17 protein-coding genes and 1 pseudogene are annotated in these 15,680 nt (G+C 66.7%); 9 read left to right on the top strand and 9 right to left on the bottom strand.

Features of this window, described 5'->3' with window-relative positions:
* Positions 1-4 precede the first annotated feature (4 nt).
* A pseudogene (locus F5544_RS44065) lies at positions 5-1,832 on the bottom strand (acyl-CoA dehydrogenase).
* A gap of 364 nt (positions 1,833-2,196) precedes the next feature.
* Here F5544_RS44065 and F5544_RS44060 point away from each other — a divergent pair.
* Together F5544_RS44060 and F5544_RS44055 are read left to right on the top strand one after the other, a co-directional pair.
* Positions 2,197-2,793: an alpha/beta hydrolase family protein gene (locus F5544_RS44060; protein WP_167478616.1), complete on the top strand. Its 597-nt coding sequence runs from the start codon at positions 2,197-2,199 to the stop codon at positions 2,791-2,793.
* Positions 2,794-2,885: 92 nt separating this feature from the next.
* On the top strand, positions 2,886-4,361 hold the full coding sequence (locus F5544_RS44055; protein WP_167478615.1) for an alpha/beta hydrolase family protein: 1,476 nt from the start codon (positions 2,886-2,888) through the stop codon (positions 4,359-4,361).
* A 78-nt stretch (positions 4,362-4,439) separates the two neighbouring features.
* Here F5544_RS44055 and F5544_RS44050 read toward each other — a convergent pair whose 3' ends face one another.
* From F5544_RS44050 to F5544_RS44040, 3 genes are read right to left on the bottom strand one after another with little or no spacing between them, the layout of a single operon-like run.
* Positions 4,440-5,129, bottom strand: a complete 690-nt coding sequence (locus tag F5544_RS44050) for a class I SAM-dependent methyltransferase (RefSeq protein ID WP_167478614.1) — start codon at positions 5,127-5,129, stop codon at positions 4,440-4,442.
* Between the two features lie 24 nt (positions 5,130-5,153).
* Positions 5,154-5,726 (bottom strand): NADPH-dependent FMN reductase, encoded by a 573-nt coding sequence (locus tag F5544_RS44045; protein WP_167478613.1) that lies wholly within the window; start codon positions 5,724-5,726, stop codon positions 5,154-5,156.
* 1 nt (position 5,727) lies between these two features.
* Positions 5,728-6,159 (bottom strand): DUF4440 domain-containing protein, encoded by a 432-nt coding sequence (locus tag F5544_RS44040; protein WP_203217476.1) that lies wholly within the window; start codon positions 6,157-6,159, stop codon positions 5,728-5,730.
* A gap of 78 nt (positions 6,160-6,237) precedes the next feature.
* Between F5544_RS44040 and F5544_RS44035 the strand changes: the two genes are divergently transcribed.
* Positions 6,238-6,990, top strand: coding sequence for a TetR/AcrR family transcriptional regulator (locus tag F5544_RS44035; RefSeq protein ID WP_167478612.1), 753 nt, complete (start codon positions 6,238-6,240; stop codon positions 6,988-6,990).
* Between the two features lie 9 nt (positions 6,991-6,999).
* Here F5544_RS44035 and F5544_RS44030 read toward each other — a convergent pair whose 3' ends face one another.
* The 3 genes from F5544_RS44030 to F5544_RS44020 all read right to left on the bottom strand — a co-directional run bounded on the left by F5544_RS44030 (position 7,000) and on the right by F5544_RS44020 (position 10,303).
* Entirely contained in the window at positions 7,000-8,223 is a 1,224-nt protein-coding gene (locus F5544_RS44030) for an erythromycin esterase family protein (protein WP_167478611.1), read from the bottom strand.
* A gap of 64 nt (positions 8,224-8,287) precedes the next feature.
* Positions 8,288-9,397, bottom strand: coding sequence for a DUF4185 domain-containing protein (locus F5544_RS44025; protein WP_167478610.1), 1,110 nt, complete (start codon positions 9,395-9,397; stop codon positions 8,288-8,290).
* Positions 9,398-9,556: 159 nt separating this feature from the next.
* Positions 9,557-10,303, bottom strand: a complete 747-nt coding sequence (locus tag F5544_RS44020; RefSeq protein ID WP_167479918.1) for a crotonase/enoyl-CoA hydratase family protein — start codon at positions 10,301-10,303, stop codon at positions 9,557-9,559.
* A 131-nt stretch (positions 10,304-10,434) separates the two neighbouring features.
* Between F5544_RS44020 and F5544_RS44015 the strand changes: the two genes are divergently transcribed.
* From F5544_RS44015 to F5544_RS44005, 3 genes are all read left to right on the top strand, one after another.
* On the top strand, positions 10,435-11,946 hold the full coding sequence (locus F5544_RS44015; protein WP_167478609.1) for an acetyl-CoA acetyltransferase: 1,512 nt from the start codon (positions 10,435-10,437) through the stop codon (positions 11,944-11,946).
* 71 nt (positions 11,947-12,017) lie between these two features.
* The gene (locus tag F5544_RS44010; RefSeq protein ID WP_167478608.1) at positions 12,018-12,785 is read left to right on the top strand and encodes a crotonase/enoyl-CoA hydratase family protein; all 768 of its coding nucleotides are present in this window, start codon (positions 12,018-12,020) and stop codon (positions 12,783-12,785) included.
* A 3-nt stretch (positions 12,786-12,788) separates the two neighbouring features.
* Positions 12,789-13,436 carry a TetR/AcrR family transcriptional regulator gene (locus F5544_RS44005; protein WP_167478607.1) on the top strand — a complete coding sequence of 216 codons (648 nt, stop codon included), beginning with the start codon at positions 12,789-12,791 and terminating at the stop codon, positions 13,434-13,436.
* On the opposite strand, the gene F5544_RS44000 is transcribed toward F5544_RS44005, so the two are convergent.
* Complete coding sequence (locus tag F5544_RS44000) at positions 13,424-14,200, bottom strand: alpha/beta fold hydrolase (RefSeq protein WP_167478606.1); 777 nt, start codon at positions 14,198-14,200, stop codon at positions 13,424-13,426. The genes F5544_RS44005 and F5544_RS44000 overlap by 13 nt on opposite strands.
* A gap of 132 nt (positions 14,201-14,332) precedes the next feature.
* Here F5544_RS44000 and F5544_RS43995 point away from each other — a divergent pair, with 132 nt between their 5' ends.
* The 3 genes from F5544_RS43995 to F5544_RS43985 all read left to right on the top strand — a co-directional run bounded on the left by F5544_RS43995 (position 14,333) and on the right by F5544_RS43985 (position 15,268).
* Complete coding sequence (locus F5544_RS43995) at positions 14,333-14,557, top strand: hypothetical protein (RefSeq protein ID WP_167478605.1); 225 nt, start codon at positions 14,333-14,335, stop codon at positions 14,555-14,557.
* A complete protein-coding gene (locus tag F5544_RS43990; protein ID WP_167478604.1) occupies positions 14,544-14,840 on the top strand; it encodes a hypothetical protein in 297 nt (98 codons plus the stop codon). Before F5544_RS43995 ends, F5544_RS43990 begins: the two co-directional genes overlap by 14 nt.
* Before the next feature lie 92 nt (positions 14,841-14,932).
* Positions 14,933-15,268 (top strand): hypothetical protein, encoded by a 336-nt coding sequence (locus F5544_RS43985; protein ID WP_167478603.1) that lies wholly within the window; start codon positions 14,933-14,935, stop codon positions 15,266-15,268.
* A gap of 10 nt (positions 15,269-15,278) precedes the next feature.
* Here the strand turns inward: F5544_RS43985 and F5544_RS43980 are convergent, their stop codons facing one another.
* Positions 15,279-15,578 (bottom strand): DUF1905 domain-containing protein, encoded by a 300-nt coding sequence (locus F5544_RS43980; RefSeq protein ID WP_167478602.1) that lies wholly within the window; start codon positions 15,576-15,578, stop codon positions 15,279-15,281.
* Positions 15,579-15,680 lie beyond the last annotated feature (102 nt).

The raw sequence follows: 15,680 nt of genomic DNA, 5'->3' as shown, positions 1-15,680 counted from the left end.
CGCGTTAGAAGGCGGCTTCGTCCAGTTCCATGATGTCGTTGTCGAGGTTGGCCAGTACGGTGCGGGTGGCGGTCAGTTCGGGTAGGACGTTGCGGGCGAAGAACTGCGCGACCGCGACCTTGCCGTGGTAGAACGCCTCGGTGGCGCCGTTGTCGAGGGCTTGGATGGCGACCTCGGCGCCGCGCAGCAGCTGCCAGCCGATGAGCAGGTCACCGACGGCGAGCAGGAACCGCACCGATCCCAGGCCGACCTTGTAGAGCTCTTTGGGGTCCTGCTGGGCGCCCATCAGGTGCCCGGTCAGGCTGGCCGCCATGGCTTGGACGTCTTCCAGCGCGGTGGCCAGCAGTTTGCGTTCACCCTTGAGTCGGCCGTTGCCCGCTTCGGAGTCGATGAACTTCTGCACCTGCCCGGCCACATGGGCCAGGGCGACGCCGCGGTCGCGGGCGATCTTGCGGAAGAAGAAGTCCTGCGCCTGGATGGCGGTGGTGCCCTCATACAGCGAGTCGATCTTGGCGTCGCGGATGTACTGCTCGATCGGGTAGTCCTGCAGGAACCCCGAACCACCCAGGGTTTGCAGGGATTCGGTCAGGTACTGATAGGCCCGCTCGGAGCCGACACCCTTCACGATCGGCAGCAGCAGATCGTTGACCCGCGCCGCCAGATCCTTGTCGGCGCCCGACACCAGCTGCGCCACATCGGGGTTCTGGTGCGCGGCGGTGTAGAGGTACACCGCGCGCAGCCCCTCGGCGTAGGCCTTCTGCATGGTCAGCGAGCGCCGCACATCCGGGTGGTGGGTGGATGGTGACCCGCGGGGCGGCCTTATCGGTCATCTGGGTCAGATCCGCGCCCTGCACCCGCTGCTTGGCGTAGTCCAGCGCGTTCAAATATCCGGTCGACAAGGTCGCGATCGCCTTGGTGCCCACCATCATCCGCGCGTGCTCGATCACCTCGAACATCTGCGCGATACCGTTGTGCACCTCACCGACCAGCCACCCCTTGGCCGGGATCCCGTGCCCGCCGAAGGTGACCTCGCAGGTGGCCGACACCTTCAAACCCATCTTGTGCTCGACGCCGGTGACGAAAACGCCGTTGCGTTCACCCAATTCACCGGTCTGGTGATCGAAATGGAACTTCGGCACGAAGAACAACGACAACCCCTTGGTACCCGGACCCGCGCCCTCCGGGCGGGCCAGCACCAAATGCATGATGTTCGGGAACAGGTCATCGGAATCAGCGGAGGTGATGAACCGCTTCACACCCTCGATATGCCAGGAGCCGTCCTCCTGCTTGATCGCCTTGGTACGACCCGCACCGACATCCGAACCAGCGTCCGGCTCGGTGAGCACCATGGTGGCGCCCCAGCCCTGCTCGGCGGCGATCTTCGCCCAGCCCTGCTGCTCTTCGGTGCCGTTGTTGTAGAAGATGTTCGCGAAACCCGCGCCAGCGGCGTACATGAACGCGGCGGGCTGCGCGCCCAGGATCAGCTCGGCGATCGCCCAGTAGGCGGCGCGCGGGATGTTCAGTCCGCCCAGTTCCTCGGCGATGCCCAGCTTGTCCCAGCCGCCGTCCTGCAGCGTGCGGTAGCTCTTCTTGAACGACTCCGGGAGGGTGACCGAGTGGGTGTTCGGGTCGAAGACCGGCGGGTTGCGGTCGGCGTCGGCGAAGGATTCACCGAGCGGACCCTCGGCCAGGCGACGCACCTCGTTGAGCATCTCCTTGACGGTGTCCGTGTCCAGGTCGCCGTAGGCGCCGCTGTCGAGGATCGAACCAAGGCCCAGCACCTCGAAGAGGTTGAACTCCAGGTCGCGCACGTTGGACTTGTAGTGCCCCATGTCAGTACTCACTCTCCGTTGAGTTGGTGCGGTCGGTTGTCTGCCGTTCCCGCCCGTTGTTGCCATCGGATAGCCGTGCCGGAGTTGCGCATGCTACTCGCGGGTAACTTATCCTCATATTACCGGCGGGTAATAGCGCTGGCCAAGGTTGGAACGGGCAAATGTGATGCGACGAACACCGCCGTTCGGTCGTGTCGCGGGACGTCGCGCGCATTGGTGATCGGATAGCAAATCGCTGGTCGCCATTACCTGGGGAGATAGCTGCCCGTCGATAGCTCGTAATCGGGCGGGTTAGGACGGTGATTCGCAGGATTGCGACGGGTGGCCAGCGGATCACCAGGGCGCCCGGCGGCTACGGTGAGGTGTGCGAATCGAGACGAGCGCGGGACCCGCGGAGATCGAGCTCGACAAACCGAGGAAACCCGCCTTCCTACTGGTGCTCACCCACGGCTCCGGCGGTGGCGTCGATGCGAAAGACCTACTCGCCGTGCGCGATTCGGCGCTGGAGCTCGGCGGCGCGGTCGCGCGGGTGGTGCAGCCCTACCGAGTGGCCGGACGGCGGGCGCCCGGATCGGCCGTCAAACAGGACGAGGCATGGCTGGAGATCATCGCCGACCTGCGCAATCGGGTGAAGCGGGCGCCGCTGATCCAGGGCGGGCGCAGCAACGGCGCCCGGGTCGCCTGTCGGACCGCGGTGGACGTGGCGGCGCGCGGGGTGATCGCGCTGTCGTTTCCGCTGCATCCACCCGGTAAACCGGAGAACACGCGGCGCGCGGAACTGCTCGCGCCGGGGAAGATCGAGGTGGTGGTGATCAACGGTGCCAACGATCCGTTCGGTGTGCCCGATGCCGCCGACGCCGCCGAGGTGAAAGTCATTCCGGGACAGCCGCATTCGTTTCGTTCCGGTTTCGAGGAGATCGGCGCGACGGTTACGCCGTGGTTGCGGCGCTGGTCGGAGTGATCCGGGCATCGGACCCGGGTATGACGCGATGATTCGTTGTCTCACACCAGGGTTCGATGCTCGAACGCATCGGCCGCTCCTACGGTCTGCGCATGCGTGTACTCCACTCCCACGCGGCGGAACTCAGCGGCTTCGCACGACGGCTGCTGCTGGTGATCGGCTGTGCGATGGTCGTCCTTATCGGTCCGCTGAGCGCTGGAGCGGCGAATGCCCAACCGGTGCAGCAGGATACGCGAACAGAGGAGGTGGAATTCCAGAGTCACGGCACCACCCTGCACGGCACCGTCTATCTGCCGCCCGGTGCGGTGGCCAGGTCGCCCGGGGTCGTTCTAGTGCACGGATCGGGTAAGGGGCAGCGCGCCCAATACGTCCCCGAGGCACAGGCTTTCGCGCGGGCCGGGATCGTGACCCTGGCGTTCGACAAGCGGACGGATGGATATTCGGTCACCCATCGTGACTACGCGCAGCTCGCCGATGATGCGCTCGCCGGAGTCGAACTGCTGCGGACCCGCCCCGACGTCGACGCGTCGAAGGTCGGGCTCTGGGGATTGAGCGAGGGCGCTTGGGTATCGCCGATCGCGGCGGCGAAATCGCCGGACGTCGCCTTCGTCGTGACGATCGGCGGATCGGGGCAGCCGCCGCTGCGCCAGTCGACCTGGAGCGCCGACAATGTGCTACGCCACCACGGTGTTTCGGGATCGCTACTGGACGCGGTCGCCGGGCCGGGCGGGCAATTCCTCGACAGTCTGGGCGTATTCCCCGAGGCCGACCACGATCCGGCGGCCGTATTGCGGCAGGTCCACCAGCCGGTGCTCGCGCTGTGGGGTGAGCGTGACACCCAGTCGCCACCCGCGGAGAGCGCGCGGATCTTTCAGCAGGCGCTCTCCGAAAACCCGCATGCCACGCTACGTTTCGTACACTTGGCGGCACACAACGGTCATCGCACCTCGGACGGTTTCGATCGGGTCGGCGGCGCGGTCGTCAACGGCAGGACGCTCGGCGAACTCATGCCCGGCTACGCCGATGTGATCACCGCATGGATCCACGAGGTCGCCGCGGGCAATCCGCCGTCATCGAGCCTGATCGGTCCGATGCCGCGGCAGGAGGCGCTGAGCCGTCCGGTGAGCGATGTGTCCTGGTACGAAAGCGCATTCGTTCGCATCGGCATGCTCGTCCTGATGCTGATCGGGTTCCTCGGCTATCCGCTTACCGCTTGGATCGGGTCGAAAAGCGATGCGACACAGTCGAAATCGATTCGCCGATGGTCAGGATTGCTCGCCCTGCTCGGGATTGTCACGGTGGTGGGCACCGTCGGATATCTGCTCTGGCTCTTCTCTTTCGGCGGCCAAACCGAGTCGGCCTTCTTCGCGGGCCAGCCGCTCGTCTGGCTGCTCCTGCATATCCTCGCATCGCTGGTCCTGCTCACGGCGATCGCAACCGGTTTCGTCTGGTGGCGCATGCGGGCGGCGACAACCGGCGCGTTCCGGCTGCGATTGGCCGTACTTCTTTGTACCGCAGCCATTTTCATTCCATGGGCTCTGACATGGCGGGTGCTCCTGCCGTATTGAGTCAGGCGAACGGCCGATCCAAAACCCTTACCGCTCCGGTGGTCTCCTCGTCGTCATGGCCGAAGATTTCGGGTGCGGTCATTCGTCGGTTGCGTTTTCCGGATCCGGGAGGCGGGTGGCGACCACCAGTGCGTCGATGGCGTCGCGGCCTTCGGTGGCGCGGTAGACGCGGTCTGCGACGCGGACCCGGATGCGCTCGGACAGCGGGGCGAGGTCGGACTGGATATCGGCGGGGGTGAAGAGGATGGACGGGTCCTGCGGGCCGCCGAAACCCTCGGTCAGGTTTATCGAATCGTGGCCGAGAACGAGCAGCGTGCCCTCGGGGGAGAGGACGTTCGCCGCGGCGCGGACGACCTCGCGGCGCTGGTCGGGCGGCAGGTGGAGGAAGACCATCAGCACCAGCTCATACGGTCCGGTGATGCCGGCCGCGGCGAAATCGGTGACATCCGCGCACTGCCACTGCACCCGGCTGCGCACCGCACGCGACAGCCGGGTCGCGATGGTGCGGCCCTTGTCGATGCCGACCTGGGAGTAGTCGACGGCGTGCACCTGCCAGCCGTGCGTCGCCAGCCAGAGGCTGTTGCGGCCCTCGCCGCACGCGAGATCGAGCGCGCGCGGCAGCTCCGGCGGCTCGCCGCCCGGCGTATCCGGCTGGAGCGGGATACGCCGGTCCAGGCCGTACACCTGCTCCACCACCGTGCTGTTCGGCGGTGCGCCCCAGACCAATTCGGTCTGGGTGTACCGGGTATCCCAATCGGCCGCATCCATGCGTTCGAGTGTATTGATCGCGCTTCAGGCCACGTAAGGTCGCTCGGCCTTCGCGTCGCGCAGCGTGAGCGCCCACCAATCGAGTTGGTCCAGCAGCTTTTCGGCAGCGGCCTCGGCCGCGGCGGGGTCGCGGAGCTCGCCCAGTTCGTCGAATTGTTGCCAGGCGCCGTGGAAGCTCACCGTGTCGCGAACGGTGACGGCGTGCAGTTCGGCGAAAACCAGCCGCAGATGTTCCACCGCGCGCAGCCCGCCGGAGAGTCCGCCATAGGAGACGAAGGCGACCGGCTTGGCGTGGAATTGCGGTCCGTGCCAGTCGATGGCGTTCTTCAACGCGGCGGGGTAGCTGTGGTTGTACTCCGGTGTCACCACCACGAACGCATCCGCGGCGGCGAGGCGCGGGGTCAGCTCGTCGAGTGCCGACGCCACCTCGGCGGGCGGTGACGCCGACGGCCCGGCGGACCCGAGTGCCACCTCGGCGAGATCGATGATGTCGAGCTCCGAATCTCCGTGTCGTTTGGCCTGATTCGCGAACCAGGCCGCGACGGTCGGGCCGAAACGCCCTTCGCGGACGCTGCCGATGACGATGGCCAGTCGCATATCACCGCTCCGTTTCGGAACGGTCCAGCGGGGACACTCCGACGGGAGTGTTCTGCGCCGCGGTCAACCACCAGCGACCACCTCGCTCGGCGAGCACGTACAGCGCCATTTCCGAGAAGCCCGCGGATTCCGTTGCCTGCCTGCGGATCTGGGTGACCACCACGCCCGGCGATGGGGAGAATGCCGCGACGACTTCGAACCGCGATGGCGGTGCCACCTTCGCCTCGGTCAGCCGGTGGTGGATGGCGTTGAGTTCGTCCCAGCCGCGGACGCTTGCCCCGAATGGGCTGCCCCACAACACATCCGCAGCGAATTCGGCATCGTAATCGTCGGCGCCGCCCGCGCCCTGCAGCGCGGCGGCGAAGCCGTTCGCCACGTCGTTCGCCAGCTCGCGGCGTGCTGGATCGTCGAAGACCGGTCGAGTGGTCATCATCCTTCTCCTTTTCGGGTACAACGTACTCAAATTGACGATAGCAATTCAGGTACGATGTACGCAAACGAAGGGAGATTCATGCTCGGCCAGCGCCAGGAGACGATCTGGATGCGCCCGGAACAGCCCGAACGCTCGGGTCCGGGGCGCAGACCGGGCTACAGCCGGGACCGGATCACCGCGGCGGCCATCACCGTCGCCGATCAGGACGGCATCGATGCCGTGACGATGCGCCGCGTGGCCGCCGAACTCGGTGCGGGCGCGATGTCGCTGTACCGGTACGTCACCGGTCGCGACGACCTGATCGACTTGATGATCGATGCGGTCCTCGGCGAGATCGAGCTGCCGCCCGCGCCCAGCGGTGACTGGCGGGCCGACCTGACCCTCGTCGCCGAAGGCTCGCGGGCGGTCGGATTGCGGCATCCGTGGCAGATCGCGCTGGCCAACCGGCGACCGACGCTCGGCCCGAATTCGCTTCGCGTACAGGAATTCCTGTGGTCCGCGCTCGACGGCTTCGGACTCGATATCGATGAGATCGCCAGCCTCGCCGGGATGCTCGGCGACTATGTCCACAGCGCGGTCCACCGGGAGATCGGTTGGCTGGACGAGGCGCGCCGGACCGGTATGGATATCGCACAGTGGATGAGCGGTTACGTCGGACCGTATGTCGCCAAGATCCTTGCCGAGGGCCGATATCCGATGTTCAACCGTTCCGTCATGGAGGCTCAGGTCCCGCATCTGCCCCCGGAAGATCGCTTCCATTACGGTCTCGACCACGTACTCAACGGCATTGCCGCCAGCCTCCCCAGGCAATCCGACGACGGTCCGGCGTAGCGCATTTCCTTACGCCGTGGCTTGTGGCAGCCAGTGCACCGGTGTCACCGCGCGAATGTGCAGCAGGATGTCGAACGCGCCGGTCAGGGAGTCGACCCGCATCCGCGCCGCAGTGTCCTCCGCCGGGTCGTATACCCCGCTGATCACCCGTAGCTGAGCGGGCCCGTCGAGTAGGTGCCGCACGGATTGCGCTGCGGCAGTGTGCAAGTCGACATAGTAGGCGGGCAGCTCGACCTCGCCGAGCAGTGCGTCCACCAGATCGGCCGACGGTGTCGGCGCGACGGCCAGTCCGAGATCGCCGTGGTGGAAGCCGATGGCGACCGATGCGTACCGGTCTCCGAAGTGTTCCCGTAGATAGCTCCCGATGGATCCCTGAGCGAGCGCGGAGGTGTGCGCAATGCCATCCCAATAACCGATTTTCGCACCGGTCCGCTGCTGCCATTCGATAACCCTTGCGGCGGAAGGCCGTTCATCCCTGCCGAAGCTGCCGGTGCCCGCCACGCTCTGCTCATGGAAGGCGACAATGAACCGCATGTGATGCAGCGCGACATCGTGTTCCGGTGTCATCGGCAATCCGTCCAGTAGAGCGAGCGCGTCGCGGGCGTCCTCGGCGAATGGCCGTCCCGGATGAATTCCCCGGTGCCGCTGGACATGTTCGGGGATGCGATGGGCGGTTCTGATCGGGTTCAGGTGAATTGCCATGTCGCCCAGGAGCTCTGGTGCCGCGTGCCGGATGTGGTCGAACACCGCGTCGTAGTCCGAGCTGTTGGCATGTGCTGGCTCGACGCCGAAGACGCGCACCGGATCATCCGGATGTCGCTGGTTGAAGTCCCGGATCCAGGAGAGCGTCGCGATCATTTCCGCGGTGCGGTTCGGCTGCCAGGCGTCGGCGAGCGCGGATTCGGGATCGCCGACGCCATCTCGCACGTACCGGTCGAGACGGGCGCCGGACCGCGCGTCGTCCTGGATGGCGAGAGCCCGATACCCGTGCTCTCGCACCAGGTTTCGGAAGATGCGGTCACGCACCCCGAAGGTCTGCTCGGCGAATCTGGTGGATTCGCCGAGACCTGCCACCGTCGCGGCGCCGAGCCGGTCGGTGAGCCGACGCAGGTCCGGCCCGGTGTGGTCGGGTGCTGTCGACACGACGGGGTATGCGTTGGTGTGTAGCCACGTGCGCAATTGCGCTGTGGCGCTGGTCGTTTCGTTCGAGGCGGGCACAGGGCTCGGGGTCATGGTTCCTCCGCGGTCGATCGCTCGACCCCAAGCCTGCTAGCTGAACCAATGTTTAGGTCAAGCCCTACAGCGGCGTGCGCATCAGCACCACGTTGTACTGGCTGTGCACCGTGGTGAGGAAGTACAGGTCGCGCCCGGTTTGGTAGGGGAAGATGGAGGGCGCGTACGCGGTGGGGAGCTCCCTGGTGTCGATCAGCACCTCGGGGTCGGTCCACGGGCCGGTCGGGCTGGGGGCGCGCCGCATGACCACCGAATTCCACGGGTCGGTGGTGAGCGAAATGTATTGGCCCAGATACGAGTTGTACATCACCGACAGCTCGCCGACGCCGAACATGATGGGCGCCGCCGCATTCACATCACCCTTGTGCGACCACTTGTCGCCGGTCCAGTATTCGTATTCGCCGATGTTCTGGATATCGTTCTCCGGCACCCGCGCGACATACGCGGCATTGTTGCGCCCGGATCTGGTGCCGTATTCGTAGACGAACCCGCCGTCCTTCAGGAAGGCGTTCATCTGGAAGTTGGCATTGCCGCCGTCGTTCGGCCGGCGGGTGAAGGCGAGATCGGCCCACGTTTCCCCGTTGTCGGCCGATGCGGCGAGCCCGGAGTAATTGGTGGTCCACTGGCCGACGTTATCCCAACTCCGCACCGACATAAGGCTCATGTACTGCACGCCGTTGACCGAAATGCCCGCCGTCGGAATGCGACTGATCTCCAGAAACGGAATCTTCGGACTCGGAATCAGATCGCGGGCCTGCCCGAATACGTCACGGACCACGCTGTCGAAGTAGATGCCGTTGGCCGGATCGTGGGTGTGGCTGCGCACCAGAATATTGCTGCGCCAGGCCCAGGTGCTGCCCGCGAGCAGATTCGGCAAACCAAGGCCCGCGCTGTCGCCGAATGCGGTGAGCATTTCGCCGCCGCCGTTATCCCACATGATGCCCAGATCGGTGCCGAGCACGTTGTACGACTGGGTGTTGTTGGGGCTGGCCATACCCGTCACCTGGAACACCGCCCGGGTCCGGCCGACCAGATTGGGCAGCCCGGTGGTGCCGTTGAGCACCGGAATCGGGTTGATGGCGTTCGGGTTCGCCGTGGCTGGGGCGGTGACGGTCAGGAGCAGGGCCGAGGCGCCTGCGATCGCGGACAGCAGGATGGATGCGGTCTTGGTCAAAGTCTTTCGGCCCTCCCGTTTCTCGACGAAGGGGCGCTACACAGACCATCCGCAGTGTGTCCCGCACGACCTTCGAACTGGCTGGCAAATCGACGGAAATGCTAACAGCAGGGCGGGGAGATTTCCGGCCTTGTGTTCCGAAAGTTCATAAATACGTTGCTATTGGGCGGATTTGCCGCCCGCGAGCGCCCGGCGCACGATCAACGGCAATTGGGTCGCGCGCTCGATCGCGAAAGTGCGTCGCGGCGAGGCGTGCCAGGACCGGTCGAAAAGCCGTTTCGCGCCGGCGACCGCCCGCGGTGCGCGGGTCGCGATCCGTTCGGCGAGTTTCTCCGCGGCGGCCACCGGATCGGCCGTCACCTCGGTGACGAGCCCGATTTCGGCGGCATATGCGGCGTCGAAGGTATCGGCGGTCATGGTGAGCAACAGCGCCCTGTCGAATCCGATGAGCCGGGACAATGACGCCGCGCCGGTCATATCCGGCACCAAGCCGTGTTTGGCCTCCATGACCGAAAATTCCGAATCCGGAGTGGCGTATCGAATATCGGCGGCCAGCGCGATCTGGAGTCCGCCGCCGTAGCAGCGGCCGTGCACCGCGGCGATCACCGGAACGTCGAGCCTGCGCCAGGCCCAGCAGGCCTCCTGGAAAACATTGGTGCCGCGCCACGGCAGCGGAATGAAGGCGCGCACGATGGACAGCGGGTCGCCGCTGGCCTTGGCGATATCGAGTCCGCTGCTGAAACTTGGGCCGTTGCCGCTGATGATCACCGCCCTGATGTCCTTGCGGGCGCCGATGCCGCGCGCAGTCTCGGCGAGTTCGCGCAGCATCTCGATGGTCAGGCCGTTGTGTTTATCGGGTCGGTCGAGGGTGACGTATGCGCGGTCGCCGTCGATGCGCAGTGCGATGTTGGAGCCCATCTCCGGATATTACCCGTGAGTCAGTTATCGGCTCCATGGCTATTGCCCGGTTCGCCGGGGTCTGCTCTAATCAGTGACAAGTTACCGTCAATTCTGACGGTAAGGGATTGGAGAAGCCCATGCTGCCAGCGGGAATGGATCCCCGGACGCCGGTGCTGGTCGGGGTCGGCCAGGTGGTGCATCGCCCGGGTGAGCCGGGACTGCCCGGCCCCGTCGAACTCGCCGCCGAATCGCTGCGCCGGGCGGGCGCGGACAGCGCCACCGGCGACCGCCTGCTGCGCGCGGCCGACATTGTCGCCGGGATAGCCCCGGTGAGCTGGCCGTATACCGATCTCGCCGCCCTGGTCGCCGCCGAGCTCGGCGCATCACCGAAGCGCACGCTGCAATCGGTGCGCTTCGGTGGCGACGCGCCGCAGCGGATGGTGAACACCATCGCGCAGGCCATCGCCGACGGCCGCTGTGAGATCGCGCTGCTCGCGGGCGCCGAGGCGGTCGCGTCCTGGAATGCCGCGACCCGCGCCGGCACGCCGACGGGTTGGCCCGAGCAGCCGGAGAGCGCCGTACCGGACGAGATCGTCGGCACGGACCGGGCGCCGAATTCGGAGATGGAGACCGCGGCCGGGCTGTGGGGGCCGGTGTACTTCTACGCGCTCATGGAATCGGCGCTGCGCGGCAGGCTCGCAATGAGCATCACGGCGCATCGGGAGAGGATAGGCGGGCTGTGGTCCCGGTTCTCGGCCGTCGCCGCCCGGAATCCGTATGCCTGGCAACCCGTCGAACGTTCGGTCGCCGATCTGGTGACGCCGAGCGCGGCCAACCGGATGGTGTCGACGCCGTATCCGAAACTGCTGGTCGCGAACCTGTCGGTGGATCTGGGCGCGGGGCTGATCCTGTGCAGCGCGGCCGCGGCCGACGCGGCGGGCGTGCCGCGCGAGCGGTGGGTCTTCCCGCACGGCGGCGCGACGGCCACCGACGAGTGGTTCGTCTCGGAGCGCGCGGATATGGCCGCGTCACCCGCCATCGCGGCGGCCGGGCGGGCCGCGCTCGGGGCGGCGGGTATCGGCATCGATGACGTCGCGCACATCGACCTTTATTCGTGTTTTCCGGTGGCCGTTCAGGTCGCGGCCGAGGCGCTCGGGCTGCCGATCGACGATCCGGCGCGGCCGCTCTCGGTCACCGGCGGGCTCACCTTCGCGGGCGGGCCCGGCAACAACTACACCACCCACTCGATTGCGACGCTGGCCGGATTGCTACGCGAGGAACCCGAATCCTACGGTCTGGCAACGGCGCTCGGCTGGTACATCACCAAACACGGTGTCGGCGTTTATTCATCGCGGCCGCCGACCCGGATATTCCGTGCGATTGAAGCGGACGTGCCTGCCGCGCACCGTGATTCGGCATTCGGGTATACCGGCCCGGTGACCGTCGAGGCGTACACCGTCGCCTATCGCAAGGGGCCCGCGCCGGAACACGCCGACGAGCCCGAGGCCGTCGTCGTCAGCGGGCTCACCCCTACGGGCGCCCGCATACTGGTTCGAGCGTCCGACGCCGAGACGGTCTCGGCCTTCGTCGACGGCGATCCGATCGGCGCCGCCGCCGAGGTGACCGCGGCCGACAGGTTGACCTTGTGATCCCGCCGCCGCACGCCCACCGTCATCCCGGCGCTCGCCGGAATGACAAGGGATAATCGAGAGGATTTCCGATGTCCGAGGATCTGGTGCTGGTGCAGCGCCACGACGCGATCACCGTGCTGACCGTCAACCGTCCCGAGGTGCGCAATGCGGTGAACCTGGCCACCGCGCAGGCCATCGAACGCGCCGTCGACGAATTCGAGGCCGATGCCGCCGCCCGCGTGCTCGTGCTCACCGGCGCGGGTGGAACCTTCAGCGCCGGATTGGATCTCGTCGCAGCGTCGAAAGGTGAGATGGCGCTGACGGAAAAGCGCGGTCCGCTCGGCATCACCGCGAAACCGCCCGCCAAACCGATGATTTCGGCGGTGGAGGGGTTCGCGCTCGCGGGCGGTTTCGAAATGGCGCTCGCCGGTGACCTGATCGTCGCGGCGAATAACGCGCAGTTCGGAATCCCCGAGGTCAAGCGCGGGCTGGTCGCCGTCGGCGGCGGCGTGCTCCGGCTGACCCAGCGGCTGCCGCGCAGCACGGCGGCCGAACTGGCGTTGACCGGCGGACGGATCGGCGCCGAACGGCTCTACCAGCTCGGGCTGGTCAACCGGCTCACCGAACCCGGTGCGGCGCTGGCGGGCGCGCTGGAATTGGCCGCGCAGATCGCCGCCGCCGCACCGCTCGCGGTGGCAGCGAGCAAGCGGATCATCGACGAATCCCCGGATTGGTCGGTGGCCGAGGCCTTCGCCAAACAGGGCGAAATCGCGCTGCCCGCACTATTTTCCAAGGACGCCGCGGAGGGCGCGCTCGCGTTCGCGCAGAAGCGTGAGCCCAAATGGCAGGGTAAATAGCCGATGACGGAACGCGTCCGGGAGACGCAGCGGCAGCGCAGCGACCGCATGCGCGCGCGGCTCCTGGACGCGGCGGTCACCAGTCTGGTCGAGGTCGGCTACGCGGGGACAACGACTTTGGCGGTGCAGCAGCGCGCCGGTGTGCCGCGCGGCACCATGCAGCATCACTTCCCGACGAAGGCGGATCTGCTCACCGGAACCGTCGAATATCTGGCCGCACGCCGATCCGCCCAGCTGACAGCGGAATTCTCCGCCGCAGGGCCGTACGCCGACGGGATAGACCGCGCGGTGGAGCTGACCTCCCGCCTGTTCACCGGGCCGACATTCCTTGCCGCGCTGGAGATCTGGGTCGGCGCACGGAGCGACCCGGAGCTGCTGCGGGCCTTCCTCCCGCTCGAACAGCGGCTGTTCGTGCTGATGCACGAGAGCATCCGCGATATCTTCCGCGCGGAATTCCCGGACGACCCGCGCATTCCGACCATCACCGAATTCACCATCGAGATCATGACCGGACTGGCGATGCGCGGCCTGCTCACCGGCAATGTCGACCGCACTCGAATACTGCGGCGGCGCTGGGCGAATGCGGTGCGAATCCTCTTGGGCACCGCACCGGCGGCCACGCTCACCGATCCGGGCGCTCAGCCGAGCTGATCCAGAATCACCTTCGCGCAGGCGTCGGGATCGTCGTAGAACGGCGTATGGCCGCTGCCGTGCAGGGTGATGTGTCTGGCCGCGGGCAGCAGCACCTTCGCACGGCGGCTCTGGGTGGCGTAGGTGAGCAGGATGTCCCGGTTTCCCCACGCGATGGTGACGGGAATGCCTGTGGGGCCCCCGTTTTCGAGCTCCGCGTCCGCGAACGAGACGAGCGCCTCCGCGAAGCCGGGTGCGTCGGCCGCGCCGTACGCGGTGTACAGGGCGATCTGCGGTGTGACGGCCCACGGTTTCCCGAAAACCAAGCCCAGGAACGCCGTTCGTCCCGCGGGATTGCCGAGGATGGCGGGCAGCGCCGGCCGCAACCGCCGCGCCAGCAGCACCGACTTCCCCAGCGACTGCTGGCACCAGACGCGACCGGCCTTGTCCCAGCAGCCGATCGGGGAGAACGCGGTCACCGAACGGGCCAGGCCGCGCGCCCCGAGGTTCAGCGCGATCAACCCGCCCATCGAATTACCGGCCAGGTGCGGACGCTCGATGCCCTGTGCCGCAAGGAAATCCGCGACCGCGTCGGTCAGCGTCCGCACGGTGGTGCGTGCGAGCGGTGTGGAACCGCCGAAGCCGGGCAGGTCGATCGCGATCAGGTCGAAGGATTCGGCGAGCGTCGCGAAGAGCGGTTCCCAGACCTGCCATCGGCTGCCGATTCCGTGTACCAGCACGAGCGGTTCGCCCGTGCCCGCGCGGTAGTGGTTCAACATGGTCATCGCGATCCCCAACCTCTGTTGCCGAATGGTCCGACCTTAACAGCAGTCAGCTGACATCAGATGTTGTATACCCGTGATGACGTCGTATTTCCCGCACTGGCGGAGCCGCGCCGAACCGGTACGATAAATGGTATGGCAACGCGTAAGGTCACCCTTTCGCTGGACGCGGCCGCGTGGTCATTCGCCGAACAGGCCGCGGCCCGCGCGGGTATGTCGCCGTCGGCGTGGATATCGAAGGCGGCGCGCCGCGAGGCGGTGCGCACCGGGGTCGGGCCGGTGCCCGAGGTGGCCGCGCTGGCCGCGGCCGACGAGGCGGAATTGACCACCGCCGAAGAGGAGCTGCGTGCGCAGGGGTGAAATCTGGACCTATCACCCGCACGGTTCGGCTCGCCGGCGCACCATCGTGCTCATCAGCAGCGACGGCATCAACGAATCACCCCGCCCGTGGCTGATCGCGGCCGAGGTGGTCGATGCGGATCCGCAGGACATTCTCGCGGTGTCCGTCGACCGGTACGGCTGGTTGCACGCGGGCAATATCGGCCGTATCTATCGCGGCTGGCTGGCCGAGCGGATCGATGCGGTCGACCCGGAAACGCTGGACCGGCTCGATACCGCGCTGCGCGCCGCGATGGATCTCTGACCGTCTGGTGTCCGATCCGCGGCATGCGGCATGATCGTGTGCGCCACGGCATTCGACAGCGGTGGCCCGTCGATCAGAAAAAGGGGAGTCAGGTGCGGATCGTCCTGTTCACCGCGGCGCTCGTCGCCCTGCCCGTGCTCACCGCATGTGGCAGCGACAAAGCCGCCGCCACCCCGCCCAAGGTGACCGCGGCCGATCTGTCCAAGGCGCTGCGCGACAAGGGCGTGCGGGATCAGGGATTCACCGATTGCGCCGCGAAAATCTATGTGGATGAGGGTATTTCGCAGGACGGGCTGCGCGCGATGATCGGCAGCGAATACGACAAGAAGGCCGCGGATCCGAATACGCTCGGAATGAGCAAAGAGGATGCGGACAAGGCGCGCTCCGCGAACGACAAGATATTCAAGCAGTGCAGCCAGGCCGGATGAGCGACGTCGCTCAAATGGCTACGGCCAGTTCGATCTTCGCCTCCGAACCGGCGATCAGATCCTCGGCGGTGCGCACCGATTTCTTCACCGGCAGGATATAGGTCGCCCGGCCCTTGTCCGGGAAAAGTGAGGTAGACCAACGGCTTTCGCCGATCGTGACATCGACGCGCACCGAGCCCCAGCCGCCGGCCAGATGTGCGTAGCGCTCCTCGATCTCATCGGCGATCTCCTCGGGTAGCGATACGAAATGCCACGACCCGCTCGGGTGTTCCCACACCCGCGCGGTGAACGAATACTGTGATCCAGCCACGGGACGACTCTATCGGTCACCACCGACATCATTGCCGATCGCTATTTACGATCGGGCTGCGCGCAACCCGTGAGCGGCCCGCCGACCTGCGTCATCGTGGGG

This window comes from Nocardia arthritidis, from assembly GCF_011801145.1.
In the GTDB taxonomy this organism is placed as follows: domain Bacteria; phylum Actinomycetota; class Actinomycetes; order Mycobacteriales; family Mycobacteriaceae; genus Nocardia; species Nocardia arthritidis_A.
Note: the sequence above shows the minus strand (reverse complement) of the source record. Positions and strands in the feature narration are given on the sequence as shown.